This window comes from Micromonospora yangpuensis, from assembly GCF_900091615.1.
GTDB lineage: Bacteria > Actinomycetota > Actinomycetes > Mycobacteriales > Micromonosporaceae > Micromonospora > Micromonospora yangpuensis.
Genome location: NZ_FMIA01000002.1, coordinates 3,843,842 through 3,865,774, shown reverse-complemented (window position 1 = coordinate 3,865,774; position 21,933 = coordinate 3,843,842). Strand labels below are relative to the sequence as shown.

Below are 21,933 nucleotides of genomic sequence, written 5' to 3'. Positions count from 1 at the left end.
CCCACCCCGACCCCCGCGCCACCTGACCACCACAACAGAACAGTCCACGACGCGAAGGACCCCCTCCCCTCATGACCATCCCCTTCAGCGCCGGATCGCTGGTCTCCGCCCGGGGCCGCGACTGGGTAGTACTGCCGGAGAGCGCCAGCGACCTGCTCGTGCTGCGCCCGCTCGGCGGTGCGGACGACGACATCGCCGCCGTCTTCCCCGCCTTCGAGCAGGTACGCAGCGCCGAGTTCGCCGACCCGTCCCCGACCGACCTCGGCGACGCCCAGGCCGCCGGGCTGCTCCGTTCGGCCCTGCGGATCGGCTTCCGCTCCGGCGCCGGCCCGTTCCGCTCGCTGGCCGGCATCGCCGTGGAACCCCGCGCCTACCAGCTGGTGCCGCTGCTGATGGCGTTGCGCCAGCCGACCGTACGGATGCTCATCTCCGACGACGTCGGCATCGGCAAGACCGTCGAGGCGGGACTCATCGCCAGCGAGCTGCTCGCCCAGGGCAGCGCCAGCGGGCTTGCGGTGCTCTGCTCCCCGGCCCTGGCCGAGCAGTGGCAGGACGAGCTGCGTACCAAGTTCGGCATCGACGCGGAGCTGGTCCTGGCCTCCACGGTGTCCCGGCTGGAACGCGGCCTTGACCTCGGCCAGTCGCTCTTCGACCGGCACCCGCACGTGATCGTCTCCACCGACTTCATCAAGTCCACCCGGCACCGCGACGACTTCGTCCGGCACTGCCCGGACCTGGTCATCGTCGACGAGGCCCACACCTGCGTGGCCGCCGACGACACGGTGACCAGCCAGAACCAGCTCCGCTACGAGCTGCTGCAACGGGTGGCCGCCGACACCGGCCGGCACCTGCTGCTGGTCACCGCCACCCCGCACAGCGGCAAGGAGGGCGCCTTCCGCAACCTGCTCGGCCTGCTGAAGCCGGAGCTGGCCGACGTCGATCTCGGCTCCGACGCCGGCCGCCGCGCCCTCGCCCCGTACTTCGTGCACCGCAAGCGCCAGGACGTGCGCAAGTACCTGACCCGGGAGGACGGGGTCGCCGACGGCTCGCTCACCGAGCAGACCTCGTTCCCCACCGACCGGGAGTTCAAGGACGAGACGTACAAGCTCTCCCCGGCGTACCGGGCGTTGCTGGACGACGCCATCGCGTACGCCAGCGAACGGGTGAGCGCCGCGGACCAGCGCGGCCGGCGGGAGGTCCGGATCGCCTGGTGGTCGGCGATCGCCCTGCTGCGTTCGCTGGTCTCCTCCCCGCGCGCCGCCGCACAGACCCTGCAGACCCGCTCGGCGACCGCCACCGCCCGCGACGCCGCCGAAGCCGACCGGCTCGGTGCCCCGCTGACCAGCGACTTCTCCGACGCCGACGCGCTGGAGGGGCTGGACGTCGCCCCCGGCGCGGAGACCACCGACGCCGACAGCGCGGCTGGCGCACGGCTGGCGCAGCTCGCCGCCCAGGCCGCGAAGCTGGAGGGGCCGACCGAGGACACCAAGCTCGCCGCCCTGGTCAAGCAGGTCAAGGCGCTACTCAAGGAGGGCTACCACCCGATCGTCTTCTGCCGCTACATCCCCACCGCCGAGTACGTCGCCGAACACCTCGACGGCAAGCTCGGCAAGAAGACCATCGTCCGGGCGGTCACCGGCACCCTCTCCCCGCAGCAGCGCATCCAGCGCATCGAGGACCTGGCCCGCGACGCCGGGGACGACCCGGCCGCCCGCCGGGTGCTGGTGGCCACGGACTGCCTCTCCGAGGGGGTGAACCTGCAGCACCACTTCGACGCGGTGATCCACTACGACCTGGCCTGGAACCCCACCCGCCATGATCAACGGGAAGGGCGGGTCGACCGGTACGGACAGCAGCGCGGCGTGGTGCGGGTCGTCACCCTCTACGGCAGCGACAACGGCATCGACGGCAAGGTCCTCGACGTCCTCATCCGCAAGCACCGCCAGATCCGCAAGGACCTCGGCATCTCCGTCTCCGTCCCGGACGCCGCCTCCTCCGGAGTGACCGACGCGATCGTGGAGTGGCTGCTGCTGCGCGGCCGAGACGGCGAACAGGGCAGCCTCTTCGACGCCGACGAGTACCGCGCCATCGACAAAAAGGCCGCCGCACTGGCCAGCGACTGGCAGTCCGCCGCCGAACGGGAGAAGACCTCCCGCTCCCGCTTCGCCCAGCACGCCATCCACCCGCAGGAGGTGGCCCGCGAGGTCGCCGCCATCCGGGACACCCTGGGCCGTACCTCGGAGATCGAAGGCTTCGTCCGACGGGCCCTGCGCAGCCTCGACGGCTTCCTGCGCGACGACCCGGCGCACCCGGGCGACTTCACCGCCGACGTCAGCGGCACCCCCGCCGGCCTGCGCGACGCCCTCGCCCCGGCGCTCGGCGGCGACGCCGTGGAGACCGGCCGGCCGGTACCGTTCCGCACCACCGCCGCGGTCAAACGCGGCGAGGTCGCCATGGTCCGCACCGACCCCGCAGTGGCGGCACTGGCCGGGTACGTCCTCAACGCCGCCCTCGACGAGCAGACCGCCGGCCCCCGCCCGGCCCGCCGCTGCGGGGTGATCCGCACCCGGGCGGTGACCAGCCGCACCACCCTGCTGGTGGTTCGCTACCGCTTCCAGCTCACCCTGCCCTCGCGGGCCGGCAGTCGGCAGCTCGTCGCCGAGGACGCCCGGCTGCTCGCCTTCGCCGGCAGCCCCGGTAACGCCCGCTGGCTTGACCACCCCGAGGCCTTGGCGCTGCTGGAGGCCACCGCCGACGCCAACACCGACCCCGGCTTCGGCGAACGCACCATGCGGCAGATCCTCACCGACCTGCCCGCGACCCACGACCACCTGACCGGGTACGGCGACGAGCTGGCCGCCGACCTGCTCGCCTCGCACCGCCGGGTGCGCAGCGCCGCCGGGGAGATCGTCCGGGGCCTCACCGTCACCGCCCAGGGCCGCCCCGACGTCCTCGGTGCCTACGTCTACCTGCCCGCCCCCGCCGCCGGAGCTGTCGCCTGATGTCCGCCACCGCCCGCAACCAGATCTTCACCGCCGTGCACACCATCGGCGGCCTGCTCCCCGCCGACATGCTGGTCCGCATCGCCGAGGGCAGGGACGTCCCCGGCAGCAAGCCCGCCGACTACCGGGTGGTCGCCGCACGTTCGGTCCGCGACGACGCCGAACGCCACTGGGACTGGCTCAGGTCGGTGTGGAAGAACCTGCGCGACAGACTGCCCGTCGCCCCGGAGGCCGACACCCCCGCCGACCCGACCGGCCACGCCGTCACCCAGTGGCTCGATCCCCTGTTCGCTGCCTTCGGCTTCGGTGTCCTCACCCCGATCGGGGCCACCGGCATCACCGCCGACGACGGCGGCAAGACCTTCCCGATCAGCCACCGCTGGGACCACGTCCCGATCCACCTTGCCCCGTGGAACGCCACCCTCGACAAGCGCCCGGCCACCGGCGGCATCCCGCCGCAGTCACTGGTGCAGGAGTGCCTGAACCGCACCGACGCCCACCTGTGGGGAGTGCTCACCAACGGCCGGCAACTGCGACTGCTGCGCGACTCCAACGCCCTGGCCACCGCCGCCTACGTCGAGTTCGACCTGGAGGCGATCTTCGACGGTGAACTGTTCAGTGAGTTCGTCCTGCTCTACCGGCTGCTGCACGTCAGCCGTTTCGCGGTGGGGGAGGGGGCCACCCCGTCGACCTGCTGGCTGGAGAAGTGGCGTACGGAGGCGATCTCCTCCGGCGTGCGCGCGCTGGACCAGCACCGAGATGCAGTCAAAAATGCGATCACGACGCTGGGCACCGGATTCCTCAAGCATCCGGCCAACGGTGAGCTGCGGCGCGATCTCGACGTCAACGCCTACCACGCAGCCCTGCTGCGACTGGTCTATCGGCTGATCTTCCTCTTCGTCGCCGAGGATCGCGACGCCCTGCACCCACCAAGCACCAGCGACGAGACTCGCGATCGGTATGCGAAGTACTTTTCCTCTGCGCGGCTGCGCCGCCAGGCGTTGCGCCGTCGGGGCACCCCGCACGCAGACCTCTACGAGTCGCTACGGATCGTCCTCACGGCGCTCGGCGACGTCGATGGACGCCCTGAACTGGGACTTCCCGGCCTCGGCGGCCTCTACGACGACGTCGAGGCCGATGCTCCGCTGCACGGGCTGTCGCTCGCGAACAAGGACCTGCTGGAAGCGGTGCGCTTCCTTTGCCGGGTCCGGGACGGTGGATCAGGCCGTTGGCGTCCGGTGGACTACCGCAACATGGGTGCCGAGGAACTGGGCTCGATCTACGAATCGCTGCTGGAGTCGGTGCCGAAGCACAGCCCGACGGACAGCACCTTCGAACTGGTCGACCGTGCCGGCAACGACCGCAAGAAGACGGGCTCGTACTACACGCCGAGTTCGCTGATCGAGACCCTGCTCGACTCCACGCTCGACCCGGTCATCGACGACGCGCAGAAGCGCGGTGACCAGAAGGCGGCGGCTGAAGGCAAGCCCGACACGACAGAGAGCATCATCGACGAGCTGCTGTCGCTGACCGTCTGTGACCCGGCCTGTGGGTCCGGCCACTTCCTGGTCGCTGCCGCTCGCCGGATCGCCAAGCGCGTCGCGGCCATCCGGGAAGGCAACCCGGAGCCCACGGTCGAGGCGGTACGCCACGCGCTGCACGAAGTGGTCGGTCGGTGCATCTATGGCGTCGACCTCAACCCGATGGCGGTGGAACTCGCTAAGGTATCCCTCTGGCTGGAGGCGCTGGAACCGGGCCGACCGCTGGACTTCCTGGACGCGCACGTCAAGCACGGCAACGGCTTGATGGGGGCGACGCCAGCCTTGATCAGAGGCGGCATCCCCAGTAAGGCTTTCAAGCCAGTCGAAGGCGACGACCCTGCTTGGGCACGGGCACTGGAGAGACGCAATGAAGTCGAACGGGACGAACATCCCGTCCTCTTCGGGCTCGACGAAGGCATGTCGCTGACCAACATCACCTTCGCGACCGCCCTGCGGCAGATCACCCGCACTTCGGCCGGCGACCTTCGCGACGTCCGCAAGCGGGCCGCCGCATACCGTGACTGGGCCAGCTCTGCGGAGTACGTGCACGCCAAGCACGTTGCCGACGCGTGGTGCGCGGCATTCGTCTGGCACAAGGCGAAGGATGCACCCGAAGCCATCACGCATGAGATCTTCCGAACGCTCCGGGATCCGGCCGGGGCAGGTGCTTCCCAGGTCACGCACGACGAGATTATGCGACTACGTGAGCGGTACACATTCTTCCACTGGCACCTGGAGTTCCCGGACATCTTCGTGGTGCCGAAGGAATCCACCTCCCATGTCGACGTCGACTCGACCACGGGTTGGGCGGGTGGCTTCTCGTGTGTCCTCGGCAACCCGCCCTGGGACAAGGTCGACTTCGAGGACAAGAAGTACTTTAGCGTGGTCGATCCCCTGATCGCCGCGATTGCTGGCACCGCTCGTCGCACCCGGATAGCCGCTTGGGCCGAGGAGTTCCCGGACGAGGGCGAGCGTTATCGGGCCGAGCGTCGGCGGGTCAAATCCACCTTTCACTTTGCAGGAGACTCCGGTGCATTTCCCCTGTGCGCTAAAGGCCTCACCGTCAAGGGGGTGACTATGCTTCAAACTGATCAGCTTTTTGCCGAGCGGGTTGCCTCAATCGTCGCCCCGGTAGGTCGATTTGGTTGCATTTTGCCGACGGCCGTCGCGACGAGTGCTGGGGCGCAGCACCTGTTTAGCGGCCTCAGTAGTTCTGGTCGAATTGCGTCTCTCTATGACTTTGACAATCGCAAGCCGCTGTTCGTTGGTGTGCACTCCAGTTACAAGTTCTGTCTGCTGTCAGCTACCGGGCGAGCGCTCATCGAGCCTGCTGCGCGCTACGCCTTCTTTTTGGAAGACCGGACGGGCCTCGATGAGGGGGGCCGAATCTTTGCCCTTGCCCCCGAAGAGATTACTCTAATCAACCCGAACACCGGAACGCTGCCGATCTTCCGCAGTCGCCGAGATGCAAACCTGACGGTAGCCATGTACCACCGTTTTCCTGTCCTCGTGAGAGAACAAGATGGTGGTGGAGGGAATCCGTGGGAGATAACCTTCAAGGCCACAATGTTTCATATGACCGACGACTCCGACGTATTCAGGACGCGAGACCAGTTGGAGGCTGAAGGCTGGGAGTTGCACGGAAACGTATTCACCCGCGCTGAGGAGCGGATGCTTCCGCTGTACGAGGCAAAAATGGTCGACTTTTTTAACCATCGAGCCGCGGATGTAGTGAAGAGCCCGACGGCACTCAACCGTCAGAATCAACCGCGCTATCTTTCATCCAACGAACTTCAGAACCCTTCGCGTGCTTCGTTTTCGCAAAATTGGGTCGCCGAGGGCGGTGCCATATTGAGTCGACGTAACGGTAGGGATCTTCTAGTTCCTGCTGTCCGCAGTCGGGTCGAAAGTATCGGATGGCGGAGGGAGTGGCTGTGCGGCTGGTGTGACGTTACTGCGTCGACGAACGAGCGAACCGCGATCCCCGCTTTCATCCCGCTCGTGGCAGTTGGGCACACGTATCCTCTGATGCTACCAACGGTTGATCCGCCGCTAGTTGCCCTTCTTGTTGCAGCTCAATCCTCGCTGGTCTTCGATTTTGTTAGTCGTCAGAAGATTGGCGGGGTGCACATGGCGTTGATGACCTGGAAGCAGCTTCCGGTTCCTGCGCCCGAAGTGCTGGAACCGCATTCCTCTTTTGTTCTGAATCGCGTCCTAGAACTCGTTTACACGGCATTCGACATGGCTCCGCTCGCACGAGACCTCGGCGATCAAGGGCAGCCCTTTCGTTGGAATGAGCACCGCCGTGCTCACATCCGTGCAGAGTTGGATGCCTACTTCTTTCATTTGTATGGCGTGGATCGCGACGATGTCGACTACATTATGGAAACGTTCCAGACGGCGACTGGAGGGCTCAAAAATAATGACATCACTAAGTACGGTTGTTACCGTACCAAGGAGTTGATCCTCACTGAGTACGACCGTATGGCCATTGCTGGTCTTAATCTAGATAGCCCCTTGATAGATGGACAGAGTTACGAATCAACCCTTACTCCGTTGCCTGGTTTGGGTCCTCGCCACGAGGTGGCATAGGGGGTATAGGGGGCATTGTCCCCGCGAATCGATCGCATCCGTCCGGCCAGCCTGAATAGCTGCTACCTAGCAGGGGAAGGGAAGTAATCGACTTGTTTGCGCTGAGTGAATCCCCGGCAATGCCATTATTTGACAACTCGCCGAGCTTCTTATCATACTTTTCAGATAACGAGCCAGTCTTGGCGCATTTGCATAAACATGGGCTTGATCAAGAGGAATTCCGTCGCATTGAAGCTGACATGAGAATCGCACTCATGAGCACTTCTTTCCTGAGCGAGCATGCCTCTGAGATTCGAGGTGTGACTGTTGGAGTGCTCCAAGCCTTAGCGGCGCTTGGTCGATCTTACATCAGGCGGGAAGCTACGGTTTATGCACTGCTGGACCTCAAGGCTAATGATCAATCTGTCCTGCACGACCGAGTCTCTAGGATAGTAGAATCCGTCCCTCATCACGTAGTAAAGATGGATTGGATTCGAAAGTCGGCACTGGTGGCAAAATCTGAAGATCGATCCCTATTGTCACCATCAGCATGCGCCAAGGTCTACTACCAGCTATTGGGGCTGTTGCTCCTTACTGACCGTACTTATATTGCAGGAAATATTGTTCGTTCGGCAATTGCTGCTAATGGCGGCTCCCGAAATATTCATAAGGAGTGGAAATTTCTTGGCAAATCGAATCGCGCAATGCCTCAGGAGCATCTCGATGCCGTGAATCAAGTAATATGCATATTTGAACTTCCGATCGAGGCGTCGGGATTAGTGTCGTCTGCGCTGACTCATTCTTCTTGGGAGGAAAATGAGGGAAGTAGAAAGAATCGAAATTTGGAGACTCGAAAGAGTTCTAGCCTTGTGCTAGCTAGTCTCGGCTCTAGTGTGGCATCACACGAGTATCTGCTCTCTGCCGTAAAGAATGCGTGCAAGAACCCTCCTGCCGTGTTCAAGGAGCAAAGCCTAACGCAAGCTCACTTCGTCAGTTCATTCGAAGTTACCAATCTTGAAACGGGAGTGCTTCTGTCGCGGAGTGAGAAGCGGATTGGTGTTCGTGAAAAGATGTCTGCTGACTTTTTCAAAGCGATAGTTGGTGCAATCTACTTGGCCAAAGGCTGCCCGGATAGCCTTCTTGCCGACTGGCCGGACGAATGGGATCCCGTCTTGACCTACATCGCGCCGGGCGCACTTCGAGAGCTCAGTCCCGTCGATGCATTGGTCAAAACTCTCAGGACAATTGATCTTGAAGTGCAGGATTGGCAGCCTGAAGTTCGAGGGCCGAAACATGCGGAGCAGTTCCGGTTCTCCTTAGTCCTTAGAAGTGCCGTTCTTGACAGTTCGATCACAGTTCAAGGACCGCTGACTTCTGGGCGCATCGCCCTTGCTAAGGGCAGTGCTGCACAAGTCGTTCTTGCTGCCTTGGCGGCCGATCGTGAGGATTTGCCCGCAGGTACTTCGACGCCTCTTGCGGACTTTATTGGTGACCATTTGTTGTCTTTAACAGAAAAGCATGAAGCTGCCTCTCCGGGTAATCGTTTCAACTCTGTTGATGTTAAGGCCCGGCGCTGTTTTAGATATGTTGCGGTAGAAGCCTACTCGCCGCTGGTTGGGCGACATCTCCAGCCTCATAGTGGCGTGATGGGCCGCCCAGAAGCGGAGTTGGTCCGCCGATATCTAGACTGGCTCGTCGGAGAGTCTGGGCGAGTTGTGCCACGCCATCGCATATCTGTGCCTGGGGTTAAGGGTTATCTCTACACGGACATCTTCGATGCCTTTTCATTTGAGTTGATTGAGGTTAAGTCGTCTGCTCGTCGTAATTCGGTGCGATTGGCGATAGGACAGTTATTTGACTACGCGAGGTTTGTGAGTTATCGCAGTCTTGCTGTTCTTTTGCCCGCTCGACCCGAGAGTGATCTTTGTATTTTGCTGGCAAGTCTTGGCATTTCCTGTATCTACGAGAATGAAATCGGCAAGTTCGTGCGAGATGATCCTAAAAGGTTCGATACAGAGTCGTCACATGCCTCCCATTGATCTTCTGAGGATCAGCGCGCTCCGTTGCTGATTGGGGGTGATTCTCGCGGTCAGTAAAGGTCATCATCGCTGGGTTGAAGAGCCGGATGACGACGGGTCAGGGTGCAGTCCGTGCGCTGAGGATGCGGAGATTCCATGGCCGCGTCGGTGGCTTGGATTGGTGCTGGCCGAGTTCGCGGGAGTTTGCGGATGCCGGTTGCCTGTACAAGACGAGGGTTCTATGGGTGGCTGGCGAGCGTGGCCGCTTCTGTCAGGATGGAGTCCAATTCGGTGTCGGTGAGGTTGGCCTCAGAGAGGATCTTCAACGCGGTGGCGGCCTGGATGGCCCCGATCATCTCCTGGGCGGCGGTGTAGTCCACCGATGGGTCGATGACCGACATGATCAGCCGTTCGGCGGCCTCGGCGTTGATTTCCGCGCCGCCGTGCAGGTCGGTGCGCAGGTCGGCCACGAACTTGATCACGTCGGACCACTCGGCGTTCTCGCCGAACCGGAGGTCCACGGCGAGGAAGAAGACCATCGCCAGGAACTTCGGGAAGCCGTCCCACCCCTCGGCCTGGAGTCTGGCCTCGATCGCATCGTTCGCGGCGTGCTCGCCGCGCATCAGCGTCCGGATGTAGTCGGGCAGCTCAGGTCTGATCATGTGAATCCTCTCGTATTCCTCAGCCAGAAAACGAGTGGAGGGGGTTGCCGCCGGGCGGGCACGTACGGGCTTGGCCTTTCGCGCGGAGATCGCCTTGGCGCTGGTGCCCCAGCGACCGGATACGGGTCTATGAGTCTTCCGCGCGGGCGTCGACGACGAAGACGCCGAGCCCTTGCCTGCCGATGAGTTCGCCGGACTCGATCATGGAGTCGACGGCTCTGCGGACGGTGGCGGAGCTGGTCGAGTGCTGGTCCATGAGATCCCGGGTGGTCGGGATCTTCTCGCCCGGCTTCAGCAGGCCGGCTCTGATCCGGGCCCTGAGGTTGTCACGAATCGATCGCCATAGGTGCTGGGCGTGGGTCATATCCAGATCCGACCATCGACCATCTGCCTGTCGGCGAGCAACCGTGGGTTTGCTAGGAACCCTAGGAAAGCGACTGCCGCGTCATCGGGCGAAGGAGAGGGAAGGCAAACTGCCACCGAGTCGCCAATCAACGATGGAGGTCCATGGCTGGGCGGTGGTAGTGGTTTTTATGGGTGGGAGGCGACTCTGCCGGCTCGCGTACCCGGTCCGGTGGTGGGTGCCGGTCCCTACCCCTCGCTGTCCTGGAGGTCGGGGCGGTGGGCCTTGATCCAGCGTTCGACGTCTTCGGTCTGCCAGATCCGGCCGACGGAGAGGACGGCCACCGGGTCAGGGAAGGACTTCGAGTTGGTGATCTGGTAGGCGCGCGTACGGGAGACGCCGAGCATCTCCTGGATCTCCTGGCTCGCCACCAGCCGAAGGCCTCCCGTGCTTCCACCGCGGGGGGGGTCGCTCGGGACGACTCAGCTCTCCGGGGGTGGCGGTTCGTCCGCACCCTTGGCCTTCCAGGGCTGGTGCTGGGCGATCCAGGCTTCCACGTCCTCCACCAGCCAGACAGCGCCGCCGGCCAGGCGGTCGAAGGGGTGTGGGAAGTCGGGGCGGCTGGTGAGCTGAACGACGCGGACCCGGGAGACGCCCAAGCGTTCCTGAAGCTCCGCGCTTCCGTACAGCCTCCGCTTCCAGCCCACCCTGGAAGCATCCCGAGCTGACCCCCTTACGAATACGCGACCCCCGGTCGGATCATCTGAACGGGCAGCTCAAGCCGGATTTGCTCGCAACCTGCGACCACTGTCTAACTTGATAGGGGGTGGCGGAAGCGAGTTCGCTATTGGCATCAAGCAGAAGGGGAGGGCACATGGCTAGGCGTGGGAATCGGTGTGTGCGGGTGGGGGAGGCGGCGGCGCGTGGTCGCGTACCCGATCCGGTGGTGGCGTCGCGGTGCGGCGGCGCGGTGGTTCGCGTGGTGCCGGTGCTGTGGGGAGGTCGGGGGCGGTGAGCGAGGGTGTGGTGTCGGGGGTGCCTCGGCGGGTGTTGGGGCGGGCGTTGCGGGAGTTGCGGTCCGAAGCGCGGATGACCCTGGAGGGCGCGGCCGACGCGTTGGGGTGGAGTCGGCGCAGGGTGTGGCTGATCGAGGGCGGTGGCGGCCCGACCCGGGGCGCGGACGTGCGGGCGATGTGCGAGCTGTACGACGCGCGTACCAGGTTGACCGGCGCGTTGGTGGCGCTGGCGGGGGAGACCCGGTCGAAGGGCTGGTGGCGCGCCTACGAGGGGCCGGTTCCGGCCTGGTTCGACGTGTACGCCGGCCTGGAGGCCGACGCCTGCGGCCTGCGCGAGTACCAGCACGCGCTGATCCCCGCCCTGCTCCAGACCCGTGGGTACGCGCTGCGCGTCGAGGGGCACCTGCCCGCCGGGGAGCGGGATCGGGTGGTCGGGGCGCGGTTGGCCCGGCAGGGGCTGCTGCGGCGGACGTTTCCCGTGCCGCCGCGGCTGGAGGTGGTGTTGTCGGAGTCGGTGTTGCTGCGGGCGGCCGGTGATCCGGCGACCGGGGTGGGTCAGCTTCGGCACCTGGTGGAGGTGGGTGGGCTGCCGCAGGTGTCGATCCGGGTGCTGCCGTTCGCCGCCGGGATGTGTGCGGGTGTGCTCGCCGGGCCGTTCGTGCTGCTGGACTTCCCGCCCGGCAACCGGGCCGAGGTCGCGCCGCCGGTGGTGTATCAGGAGTCGATGACCGGCGCGCTCTACCTCGACCGCCCGCACGAGCTGGCCGCGTACCAGCGGGCCTGGGCCAGCTTCGACAACCTTGCCCTCGACCCGGACCAGTCCCGAATCCTCATCGAGAAGATCCTGGAGGAGACTCGGCGTCCCGCGTCAGGGCTTCCGTGATGCGGTCGCGCAAGGCAGCGGCACGGGCGTCGTCGTACGCCGCCGACAGGGACAACGCTTCGCGCCAGTGCTGCTGCGCGTCACGCGTGCGGCCGGTCAGCTTGAGGGCGGTGGCGAGGCGGTCCAGGCTCAGGGCCAGCTGCCAGTTGTCACCGAGCTGTCGGTGGGTGGCCGTGGCCCGCAGGTGGAAGGAGGCTGCCTCGTCCGGTCGTCCCAGATCCCGGTAGGCCTCCCCGGTGCCGTCGAGTGCCATGGCCTCCCGGCTGCGGTCACCGAGCCGGCGCTGGATCTTACCGACCCCGGCGGTCCCGGCGATGACGGACAGGCTGCCGTCGGCTGTCCCCTCCGGGCCGTCTCGCAGGAACCGATTGAGCGCCTTCAGCTCCTCGACCCGGTTGACGAAGCCGCGTACGTCGCCGGGAAGCTGCCGCGGTGGCATATCAGGGGGCGGATCTGCGCCGTGGAAGTGTACGCCGCCGAACACGTCCCGGGCCTGCACCAGTTCGGCGGGGCCGGTCAGCCCGGCCCGGTTGACCTGCTCCGGCTTCCGCCGCCGGTCCGGCCCGAGGTCATCCACGTCTACCCCAGGATCGGGGGCTCCAGGGGTGCCACCGCGCGGGCGAAGAACTCGTCAAGCGGCTCGCCGTCGCGGTAGCGGGCCTCGATGAACCGTTGGCACCGGGCCACCAGTGCGGGATCCTCCCAGCGCCGGGCGGCCGCAAGGATGCCGTCGGCGTCGTAGACCGCCTCGTACATCACCTCGGTGCCGAGGGTGTAGATCTCGGGTACCGGACCGGCCGTTTCGGCCGACGCGACCTGGTCGGGGCCGATCACCCGGGTCAGCCCGCCGTACTCGTGGCGCAGCCGCAGCACGTGCAGCTCCCACTGAAGATAGGGGGTCAGCGGCTCGTCGACCACGCGGACCCGGCGGGTGGCGAAACCGCACTCGGCGATCCGGCGGTAGTAGGCCTCGAACTCGCCACGGCGATCGTCGAGGACCCGTAGCGACTCCTCCCACCGGCCGTCGGCGAACGCCCGCCAACCCTCGTCGCCGGGTTCCTTGAACGTCTGCTGCCGTTCCAGCTTCCAGAAGCCAGGGGGAGTGGTCTTCCAGAACCGTGCCTCGAAGTCGGCCCAGTAGTCCTCCAGGCTCAGCAGCTCACCGGGATCATGGTCAAAGAGCTCATGCATCGGGTACGTCCGCCTTCGCCGCGATCATGGTTGATCGGGGAATGATGATAAGCCGCTCACCCGTGTCGGGGCAGCTTCCGTCACCGGAGGTGTTGCCGAGCTCGTGCGACGACTTACCCCACCGACGGGTCAGTTCGGCCGAGGAGTCGGCTTCCCACCGCTGTCCAGCCATGATCGCCTCCTGTTACGTCACCCCCCCGGCACTCACCGTAACATCGAGCAGCTTGATAGTATGCGTCTCGGCTTCATGTTCCGGGGTGGCATGAGTGGGCGGGGGCGGCACCGATGGCGGATCCGGTCATGGTCACCGTCGCGACGACGCTCGTCGCCTGGGCTGCCACCGAGTTGGCGCAGAGCGGTCGTGTCGCGGTCACCTCCCTGATCGAGTTCCTCCACGACCGATTCCGCCACGAGCAGACGGCGCATCAGGCGATCGAGGTCGCGTTGCACCGACCTTCTGCCGACACCGTCAGCGGACTCGCGGGCGTGCTGGAGCGCGAGTCACTGCGCGACCCGTCCTTCGGTGCCGAACTCCAGGCCAGGGTCAGGAAGATCCAGGCGAGCCTCACCGAGTCCGGCAACGTGACCAACACCGTGTCTGGAGACGTCGCCGGACCGGTGATTCAGGCACGTGACGTCCACGGAGGCATCATGTTCGGTGGCACCACGCCACCCTGACCACCGACGTCGGTCTGCGCGACCTGGCGAATGGGTCACTCGATGGCCGAGGTGAGCGCGGCGCTTGCGCATGCTGTCGGCACCCTTCCACACGGCCATCTTGAACCGGCGCTGCGACGCTTGGGCTCCAGGCCGACGACCAGTCTGGAGGGTTGGCAAAGAGATCGTACGAGCGACTCGATGTCCATGCTCACCACCCGGTGGTTGATCTGCCGCATGGGTTGGAGCAGTCCCGGTGATCGAAGGCTCTCCGGGTGTCAATGGTTGGGCGGCTGCCGGAAAGTCGCGTTTCTGACTGAAGTGTTGATCCATCCGAAGCGTCTGGTTGGCTGTCCGGATTGCGCGTGGGGATGACAGGAGCACACATGGTTGCGGCACACGAGACGACGCTGCGGGAGTTGCTCGAGGGCGCGAAGCAGTATCGGGTGCCGCTGTACCAGCGGACCTACTCGTGGACTGACTCCCAACTCGGTCGGCTATGGGAGGACATCCGCAAGCTGGCGGAGGAACGGGTCGAACAGCCGAGCCTCACGCACTTCATCGGCTCGCTGGTGCTCGCGCCCAGCCCCACGCACGGGCCGTCGGTCTCCGAGTTCCTGGTGGTGGACGGTCAGCAGCGACTCACCACCCTGTCCATCCTGCTCTGCGCCATCCGTGACCACCGGGCCGAGCACGAGAATCCGGATCACCGTGATCGGATCGATCAGGAGTACCTGATCAACAAGTACAAGCCCGCCCACCGCCTGAAGCTCGTTCCCACCCAGGCCGACCGTGCCGCGTACGAGGCGTGCCTGGGAGCCACGCCGCAGGCGGGTGGCAGCGATCAGGTGGGCGCGGCGTACCGGTTCTTCGCCGCGCAACTCGCTGCCGTCGACGACCAGGACGAGCCGATGGACATCGAACGTATCGAGGACGCGGTCATCTCCGGGATGGCGCTGGTCTCGGTCGTGGCACACACCGGCGACAACGTCTATCGGATCTTCGAGTCGCTGAACAACACCGGCCTGAAGCTCACCCAGGCCGACCTGCTGCGCAACTACCTCTTCATGCGCCTGCCGACCCGAGGCGAGGCCGTCTACGATTCCCTGTGGTTCCCGTTGCAGAAGCAGTTGGACTCCGGGGAACTGGAGCAGTTGTTCTGGCTCGACCTGGTTCACCGGAACCCGGAGGTCAAGCAGACCGACACCTACACCGGCCAGCAGACCCGGCTCAACGGCCTGCACACCGAGGCGGAGATCGAGGCCGAGGTACGCCGGTTCTGCCGACTCGGTGCCCTCTTGCGGATCATCCTGCACCCCGAGGAGGAGCACGACCTAGAGGTACGGCGGCGGCTGGCCCGGCTCAACGCCTGGGACACGACCACCGTGCTGCCGCTGTTGCTGCACCTGCTTGATCGCCGCAAGGAGGGGACGGCGACCTCCGAGCAGATCGCCTCGGCGATGCTGCACGTCGAGAGCTACTTCATCCGGCGGCTGCTCGTCGGCCGCGCCACCGCGAGCATCAACCGGATCCTGCTGCGCGTCGTCACCGACATGCGCAAGGATCTTCCGGTTGACGAGGCGGTGCGGTCGTACCTGTCGGTCGGTCGGAAGCACTACGCCACCGACGCGAGGCTTCGGGAGGCGGTGCGGTCCATCCCGTTCTATCTCAACGGGCGCGCGACTCAGCGCAAGCTGGTGCTCCAGTGGCTGGAGGAGTCGTACGGCAGCAAGGAACCGGTCTCGCCGGGAACGCTGACCATCGAACACGTCATGCCGCAGAGCCCGACCGCGGAATGGCGGCAGATGCTGAGCGAGGACCTTCAGGGGGAGGAGAGCTTCGCCGAGGCACACGAGGCTCTGGTCCACACCTTGGGAAACCTCACCCTGACCGGCTACAACGCGGAGCTGAGCAACAGTTCCTTCCTGGTCAAGCGGGCACAACTGGGCAAGAGCGGGATTTCCCTCAACCGTGAGATCGCCGATCAGAAGCGCTGGGGGCGCCCTGAGATCCATGCCCGAGCCGATGCGCTCGCGGAACGGATCATCGCCACCTGGCCCGGTCCCACCGAGGAGGCGGGTAACCGGTCCGAGGTCCCCTGGGACGTCATGAACAAGGCCCTCGCCGCGCTGCCCGCCGGCTCCTGGACCGCGTACGGTGACCTGGCCGCGCTGATCGGCAGTCACCCGGTCTCCGTCGGTGCCCGGCTCGGTAACCATTCGGCACCGAACGCACACCGGGTGCTCCAGGCCGAAGGCGCGGTCGCGCCGAACTTCCGCTGGCTCGACCCGTCCCGCAAGGACGATCCGCGCGACCTGCTGCGCGAAGAGGGTGTCGAGTTCGACAAGTACGGCCGGGCCAGCCAGGCACAGCGCATCGGTGTCGAGGAGCTGGCCCAGCTCGCCGGAATGCCGCAGCAGGACGGCTCCAGTCAGCTTCTCCGACCACGATCCCGCCACAACAACTCGCTGGATGACCGGTTCATCGAGCAGTTGACAGACCTCCAGGACGCACAGGTCGCGAACGGCACGGTTGCCGTTCTTGAAGCCTGGGCTGCCATGGGCGGCGTGCCGCTCTACGGCTCCGGTGGTGAGACCTCGTGCTTCCTGATGGCGCGTGGAAAGGACCACGAACTCGGCAATATCTGGCCCGCGACGATCTACCCGAGCGGGAAGTTCGAGATCGTGTTCCAGCACCTGAGCATCCGGCCGCCGTTCGACGACATCGCGCTGCGGGAGCAGTTCCGCCAGCGGCTGAACGAGCTGCCAGGAGTCAAGATCGCGGCAGCCAAGCTCGGACTCCGCCCCGGTTTCTCCTTGGACGTCCTCGTGAACGCTCAGGCGCGCGAGACGCTGATCGAGCATCTCCGCTGGTTCTACGGGCAGGCCGTGCAGCCCCAGAGCTGATTGTCGCCCCGTCCTTCGGGATCGCCCCTCCCACCACGTACCACCTGTTGGAGTCCTCTCGTGCCGCAGCTCGCCTTCGCCAACAGCTTCTGGCACAGCTTCGACGTGCTGGAAAAGCCGATCAGGGCCGGCGTCCGCAAGGCGATGGAGAAGTTCCAGCAGCTCACCATCGCCGAGCTGTACGCCGACAAGGGCCTGCACCTGGAGTCGGTCAACAACGCCCGGGACCCCCGGATGCGGACCATCCGGATCAACGACTTCTGGCGCGGGGTGGTCCTGGCCCCCGACGACGGCAGCGACACGTTCCTGCTGATCAACGTCGTGCCGCACGACGACGCGTACACCTGGGCGGCGAAGCGGCTCTACACCGTCAACACGGCGACCCGGGCGCTGGAGGTCCGTAACGCCGTCGCCATCGAGCAGCTGACCCCGGTGTTGGAGAAGGCGGCGGCGCAGGCGCCGACGTTGTTGTTCGCCAGGCACTCCGATACGGCGCTGCGGCACCTCGGCATCGACGACCAGGTGCTGCGGGCCGTCCGGACGATCACCGACAAGCCGCAGTTGGAGGCGTTCGGGACGCTGCTGCCCGAGGACCAGTTCGAGGTGTTGCAGCACCTCGCCGAGGGGTTCAGCCCGGACGAGGTCTACCGCGACCTGGTCGCCGAACGTCGGCCGGCGGACGCCCCGCAGGAGCCGAGCGAGAGCCTGGCCGTGGCGATCGCCAACACCTCCAGCCGGATCACCCTGGTCACCCGCCCCGACGAGCTGGCCGAGATCCTGGCCAAGCCGTTCGCCGCCTGGCGGGTCTTCCTGCACCCGTCGCAGCGTCGCGTCGCCTACCGGGTGTCGTACGCCGGGCCGGCCCAGGTGACCGGGGGGCCGGGCACCGGCAAGACGGTGGCGGCGCTGCACCGGGTCAAGCACCTGCTCTCCCGTACGCCCGACAAGCGGGTGCTGCTCACCACGTACACCAATGCCCTGGCCGCGACCCTGTGGGAGCACCTGGCGCTGCTGCTCGACGACGACAAGCAGCTGTCGCGGGTGGAGGTGACCACGGTGAACGCCTTCGCCAACCGCACCGTGCGGGCCCTCGCTGGTCGGGTGCCGACCCCGGTCGGCGAGGCCGACGAGCGGCAGGTGTGGCGGCGGGTCTGCCGCCGGTTGACGCTGCCCTGGACGGAGCAGTTCCTCGCCCAGGAGTTCCGGCACGTGATCCTCGCCCACGACGTGCGCAGCCGGGAGGCGTACCGGGCGGCTCCTCGGCGTGGCCGGGGCTCGGCGTTGGGTGCCCGGCAGCGCGACCGGTTGTGGGACGCCGTCGAGCTGTTCCAGGCCGAGTTGACCGCGGCCGGCTCCGCGACGTACCTGCAGATCTGCGCGCGGGCCGCGGACCTGTTGGCCGAGGTGGACCTGGCCGCCCACGGTTTCGACCACGTGGTGGTCGACGAGGCGCAGGACCTACACCCGGCACAGTGGCGGGTGTTGCGCGCCGCCGTGGCACCCGGGCCGGACGACCTGTTCGTCACCGGCGACCCGCACCAGCGGATCTACGACTCGCGGGTGTCGCTGGGTTCGCTCGGCATCACCGTCACCGGACGCAGCAGCCGGCTGCGCGTCAACTACCGCAGCACCGAGGAGATCCTCACCTGGGCGACCAAGGTGCTCGTCGGCGCGCGGGTCGACGAGCTCGGCGGCGACGGCGAGGACAACCTCACCGGCTACCGGTCGCTGCTGCACGGCAAACGGCCACGGGCCCAGGGGTACCCGACGCCGCAGGCCGAACTCGCGGCGCTGGTGAAACGGGTGGGGGAGTGGCTGGGGCAGGGCGTCCGTCCCAGTGAGATCGCGGTCTGCGCCCGGTTCACCACAACGTTGCGCAGCGCGCACGACGAACTGGCCGCCGCCGGCATTCCAACCGCCTGGGTACGCGACCAGCCCGGCGCGCACGTCGACGGGGTACGGCTGGCCACCATGCACGCCATGAAGGGGCTGGAGTTCCGCTGCGTCGCCCTGGTGGCGGCCACCGCCAAGGCGATCCCCTTCGCCAAGGAGGTCACCCCGGTCGAGGTGGACCAGATTCAGCACGACAACGACCTGCTGCGGGAACGCTGCCTGCTCTTCGTGGCCAGCACCCGGGCCCGCGAGGCGCTGGAGGTGTCCTGGAGCGGCCAACCCAGCCCGTTCCTGCCCCCTGCACCACCGAGCTGACGACGTCGGAGCCCGGTGAACAGGCTCTTTGCCGACGGTGCATCCATGAAAACAGATACTGCCTGAACCGGGCGGGGTGGGAGGCCGTTAAGGGGATGTGACATTCCCGTGAAGCGGAGGTAGCACCGTGATCTACACCCCGGAGCAGGCGCTGGGTCTGCTCGAGCAGCACCTCCATGCCGACAGTTGGCGCGCTCTGCAGGCGCAGGGCTCGAACCTTGCGGAGATCGCCATGAACCGTGGCGTCCAGACCGCGCTCTACGGCATCGAGGAGAACCTGCAGTACCGCAAGAACCTGAACATGCAGTACGGGCATGCGGCATATGCCCGGCCGAATGCTCCGCAGGCGACCGCCGACCCCAGCGGCCCGCCGGCACCCGATCCGGGGGAGGCCGTGCGGCGTGAGGCCGAGGTGTCCGACGCCGCTCTGCGGGGGCTGTTCACCCAGTTGAACGCGGCAGTCAGCAGTGCCGACCGGGCCAATCGGGCCCAGCCTCCCGCCGCACCGCCCCTGGCCACCCACCAGGTCGCCAACCTGCCCACGTACGGCCACCCGCAACAGCCCTACGGGCCCCCGTCGTACCCGATGCAGGGGCTGCCGCCGCAGGGCCCGACGTCGTACCCGATGCAGTATCAGGCCCCGGCGGGTCCGGCGCCGCAGTACCAGACCGTGGGCGACTTGCGGGTGTGGATGGCCCGGCAGCGCATCGGGTCGGGCCCGGCTGACACCACCCAGCCCGGACAGTCGGCCATCGGGCCGGGCCCCGCCCAGGGCAACACCAACCGAGGTGCCCCCCGACGGTGACGGTCGGGGGCGCCGACTGGAGGGACGGCCTCCGTGTGATCGCACGGAGGCCCGCACGAATGGATCATGTCGAACGACATTCTACGATGTTCTCTGCCGGTTTTGGGACGGATGTTCGATTGAATCCGAAACGTTCTTCTGACACCGCCTGGTGTTGAACTGCGGTGAATGTATCCCGAGGATAGGGCGGTCTGAATCCTTCACGGGGAGGTTCGAAGCTACGCGCTGGACATCAACGGGATCGACACGTGGACCTACGTCGTCAGCGTCCCCAACCCGACCAAGCGGGGATGGATCCGGGACGACCTGATGCTCAACCTGGGGTCCTCGGTGTGGTGCCCTGACCAGACCAACCTGTCCGTCCCGGCGACTACCGGCTGACCTGCGCGAATCGAGCCACGACTGGCCGGTGGCGACACCGCGACCCGTTGTCGGACAGCGCTTCGGTGGTGCCCTGAGCCACCGGTTGGCTCAGGGCACCGCCCTGTCGCGGGCGGACCCGGCGCGGACAATGAGGGCGGGGGCACTTGTCACCGAAGGGGGTCGGATGGCAGCAGGGGAGGACCCGACCGCGAAGGCGCGGCGGGTGTGGGAGAGCGTGGCACCCCGCTACGACCGGGGCATCGAGTTCTGGGAACGGGTCCAGTTCGCCGGTGGTCGCCAGTGGGTGGGCAGTCGGGCCACCGGGCGGGTGCTGGAGGTGGCCGTCGGCACCGGCCGTAACCTGCCCTGCTACCCGGCCGGGGTGCGCCTTGCCGGCATCGAGCTCAGTCCGGCGATGCTGGAGATCGCCAGGCGTCACGCCACGGCACTCGGCCTGGCGGTCGAACTGCGCGTCGGCGACGCGCAGGCCCTGCCGTACCCCGATGCCAGCTTCGACACGGTGACCTGCACCCTGTCGCTCTGTGCCATTCCCGACCCGGTGGCGGCGGTCCGTGAGATGGCCCGGGTGCTGCGTCCGGGTGGACGGCTGCTCCTGCTGCTCTTCGCGCTCTTCCTCGGCTACGTCGCCGTCCGCGAACGGCACCGGGACCCGTCCACCACCGGCCCGTCGACTTCGGGCCCGACCACCACCGGTCCGACACTCACAGGCCCGTCGCCCTTCGTCGTGACCGGGCCGTTCGACCGGGGTCGTCCGCGCTCCGGCTGGCCCGCGGTCGGGCTGGCCGTCGTCGCACTCGTCGGTCTCGTCGTCGGCGCGGCCATGACCAGCATCGGCACCGAGGGCATCCTGGAGGAGTTCGAGATCCAGGGAGCCCTCTTCGGCGCCATCATCGCGACCCTCGTGCTCACCTTCGAGGACGTGCTGCTGACCGTCCGGCCCGCCCGCCGGGGCGCGGTCGACATCGGTCTCGCGAACGTGGTCGGCAGCGTCGTCTTCGGGGTGACCGGCAAGCTCGGCATCATCCTGCTCGCCGGTGGCAGCATCGTCGTCGACGACGACGTGCTCAGCTGGCACCTGCCGGTGCTCGTCGGCATGACCGCGCTGGCCGCGTACTTCCTCTGGACCCGCCGGCTGCGGCGGTGGCACGGGTACCTGCTGCTCGCCCTCTACGTCGCCTACTGGGTCGTCAGCTTCACCGTCTTCGGCGAAGCGCCGGTCGAGGCCGACTGACCGGCGCGGGGCAGCCCTGGGTCGACGGCGTGCCGAGTAGCCGTTCGATCAGCTGGGGCTCACCCGGCCAGGCGGCCAGCAGGACCTCCCGGGGCACCCGCCGGCCGGCGTAGCGCAGGGCGAGCGCCACCACGACGAGGTCGTCCAGGGCCCCGACGACGGGCAGGAAGTCGGGGATCAGGTCGACCGGGCTGGCCACCCAGAGCCCGGCGACCAGGACGGCCACCTTCGCCCGACGGGGTACCCGGGGATCCCGGCGCAGCCGCCGGACGGCCGTGACGCAGTCCGGGACGAAGCCGGCGACCTCGCGCAGCACGCCGGGCGGAAGCCGGCGGGCCAGCAGGATCAACAGCGCCCAGGAGGCGACCAGCAACCCCACCGCGCCGGCCGCCGCGACGGCCCAGTCGCGCAGCGCCAAATCATGATCGAGTACGCCGTGCACGTCCTGGTAACGCGGCGACGACCTCCGGGGACGCGGGCAGGTGGCCGTCGCCGGCCGGGTTGGCCCGAGCCGG

At 66.7% G+C, this 21,933-nt stretch carries 16 protein-coding genes; 9 read left to right on the top strand and 7 right to left on the bottom strand.

Annotated elements, in window-relative coordinates; translation table 11 throughout:
- The first annotated feature begins 71 nt into the window (after nt 1-71).
- The 3 genes from GA0070617_RS17510 to GA0070617_RS29940 all read left to right on the top strand — a co-directional run bounded on the left by GA0070617_RS17510 (nt 72) and on the right by GA0070617_RS29940 (nt 9,153).
- Nucleotides 72-3,002 (top strand): DEAD/DEAH box helicase, encoded by a 2,931-nt coding sequence (locus tag GA0070617_RS17510; RefSeq protein ID WP_091439240.1) that lies wholly within the window; start codon nt 72-74, stop codon nt 3,000-3,002.
- Complete coding sequence (locus GA0070617_RS17505; protein WP_091439236.1) at nt 3,002-7,135, top strand: Eco57I restriction-modification methylase domain-containing protein; 4,134 nt, start codon at nt 3,002-3,004, stop codon at nt 7,133-7,135. Before GA0070617_RS17510 ends, GA0070617_RS17505 begins: the two co-directional genes overlap by 1 nt.
- Before the next feature lie 92 nt (nt 7,136-7,227).
- Nucleotides 7,228-9,153, top strand: a complete 1,926-nt coding sequence (locus tag GA0070617_RS29940; RefSeq protein WP_139135694.1) for a ribonuclease III domain-containing protein — start codon at nt 7,228-7,230, stop codon at nt 9,151-9,153.
- A 218-nt stretch (nt 9,154-9,371) separates the two neighbouring features.
- Here the strand turns inward: GA0070617_RS29940 and GA0070617_RS17500 are convergent, their stop codons facing one another.
- The 4 genes from GA0070617_RS17500 to GA0070617_RS17485 all read right to left on the bottom strand — a co-directional run bounded on the left by GA0070617_RS17500 (nt 9,372) and on the right by GA0070617_RS17485 (nt 10,796).
- Entirely contained in the window at nt 9,372-9,794 is a 423-nt protein-coding gene (locus GA0070617_RS17500) for a hypothetical protein (protein ID WP_091439234.1), read from the bottom strand.
- Between the two features lie 127 nt (nt 9,795-9,921).
- The gene (locus tag GA0070617_RS17495; RefSeq protein WP_091439230.1) at nt 9,922-10,158 is read right to left on the bottom strand and encodes a GntR family transcriptional regulator; all 237 of its coding nucleotides are present in this window, start codon (nt 10,156-10,158) and stop codon (nt 9,922-9,924) included.
- A 227-nt stretch (nt 10,159-10,385) separates the two neighbouring features.
- A complete protein-coding gene (locus GA0070617_RS17490) occupies nt 10,386-10,568 on the bottom strand; it encodes a helix-turn-helix transcriptional regulator (protein WP_229688579.1) in 183 nt (60 codons plus the stop codon).
- A gap of 51 nt (nt 10,569-10,619) precedes the next feature.
- Nucleotides 10,620-10,796, bottom strand: coding sequence for a helix-turn-helix transcriptional regulator (locus GA0070617_RS17485; protein ID WP_308472690.1), 177 nt, complete (start codon nt 10,794-10,796; stop codon nt 10,620-10,622).
- Between the two features lie 352 nt (nt 10,797-11,148).
- Here GA0070617_RS17485 and GA0070617_RS17480 point away from each other — a divergent pair, with 352 nt between their 5' ends.
- On the top strand, nt 11,149-12,036 hold the full coding sequence (locus tag GA0070617_RS17480; RefSeq protein WP_091439221.1) for a helix-turn-helix domain-containing protein: 888 nt from the start codon (nt 11,149-11,151) through the stop codon (nt 12,034-12,036).
- On the opposite strand, the gene GA0070617_RS31090 is transcribed toward GA0070617_RS17480, so the two are convergent.
- On the bottom strand, nt 11,984-12,613 hold the full coding sequence (locus tag GA0070617_RS31090; protein WP_091439218.1) for a tetratricopeptide repeat protein: 630 nt from the start codon (nt 12,611-12,613) through the stop codon (nt 11,984-11,986). The genes GA0070617_RS17480 and GA0070617_RS31090 overlap by 53 nt on opposite strands.
- Nucleotides 12,614-12,615: 2 nt before the next feature.
- Nucleotides 12,616-13,227, bottom strand: coding sequence for a DUF6879 family protein (locus GA0070617_RS17470; protein WP_091439216.1), 612 nt, complete (start codon nt 13,225-13,227; stop codon nt 12,616-12,618).
- 300 nt (nt 13,228-13,527) lie between these two features.
- Here GA0070617_RS17470 and GA0070617_RS17460 point away from each other — a divergent pair, with 300 nt between their 5' ends.
- The 5 genes from GA0070617_RS17460 to GA0070617_RS17440 all read left to right on the top strand — a co-directional run bounded on the left by GA0070617_RS17460 (nt 13,528) and on the right by GA0070617_RS17440 (nt 21,418).
- Nucleotides 13,528-13,905 carry a hypothetical protein gene (locus GA0070617_RS17460; RefSeq protein WP_139135693.1) on the top strand — a complete coding sequence of 126 codons (378 nt, stop codon included), beginning with the start codon at nt 13,528-13,530 and terminating at the stop codon, nt 13,903-13,905.
- 365 nt (nt 13,906-14,270) lie between these two features.
- Nucleotides 14,271-16,790, top strand: coding sequence for a GmrSD restriction endonuclease domain-containing protein (locus tag GA0070617_RS17455; RefSeq protein ID WP_091439206.1), 2,520 nt, complete (start codon nt 14,271-14,273; stop codon nt 16,788-16,790).
- 60 nt (nt 16,791-16,850) lie between these two features.
- Nucleotides 16,851-18,998 (top strand): UvrD-helicase domain-containing protein, encoded by a 2,148-nt coding sequence (locus GA0070617_RS17450; RefSeq protein WP_091439200.1) that lies wholly within the window; start codon nt 16,851-16,853, stop codon nt 18,996-18,998.
- A 127-nt stretch (nt 18,999-19,125) separates the two neighbouring features.
- Nucleotides 19,126-19,803: a hypothetical protein gene (locus GA0070617_RS17445; protein WP_091439197.1), complete on the top strand. Its 678-nt coding sequence runs from the start codon at nt 19,126-19,128 to the stop codon at nt 19,801-19,803.
- Nucleotides 19,804-20,350: 547 nt separating this feature from the next.
- Entirely contained in the window at nt 20,351-21,418 is a 1,068-nt protein-coding gene (locus tag GA0070617_RS17440; RefSeq protein ID WP_091439193.1) for a methyltransferase domain-containing protein, read from the top strand.
- On the opposite strand, the gene GA0070617_RS17435 is transcribed toward GA0070617_RS17440, so the two are convergent.
- Complete coding sequence (locus GA0070617_RS17435) at nt 21,381-21,836, bottom strand: YkvA family protein (protein ID WP_217628937.1); 456 nt, start codon at nt 21,834-21,836, stop codon at nt 21,381-21,383. The two genes, GA0070617_RS17440 and GA0070617_RS17435, sit on opposite strands and share 38 nt — an antisense overlap.
- Nucleotides 21,837-21,933 lie beyond the last annotated feature (97 nt).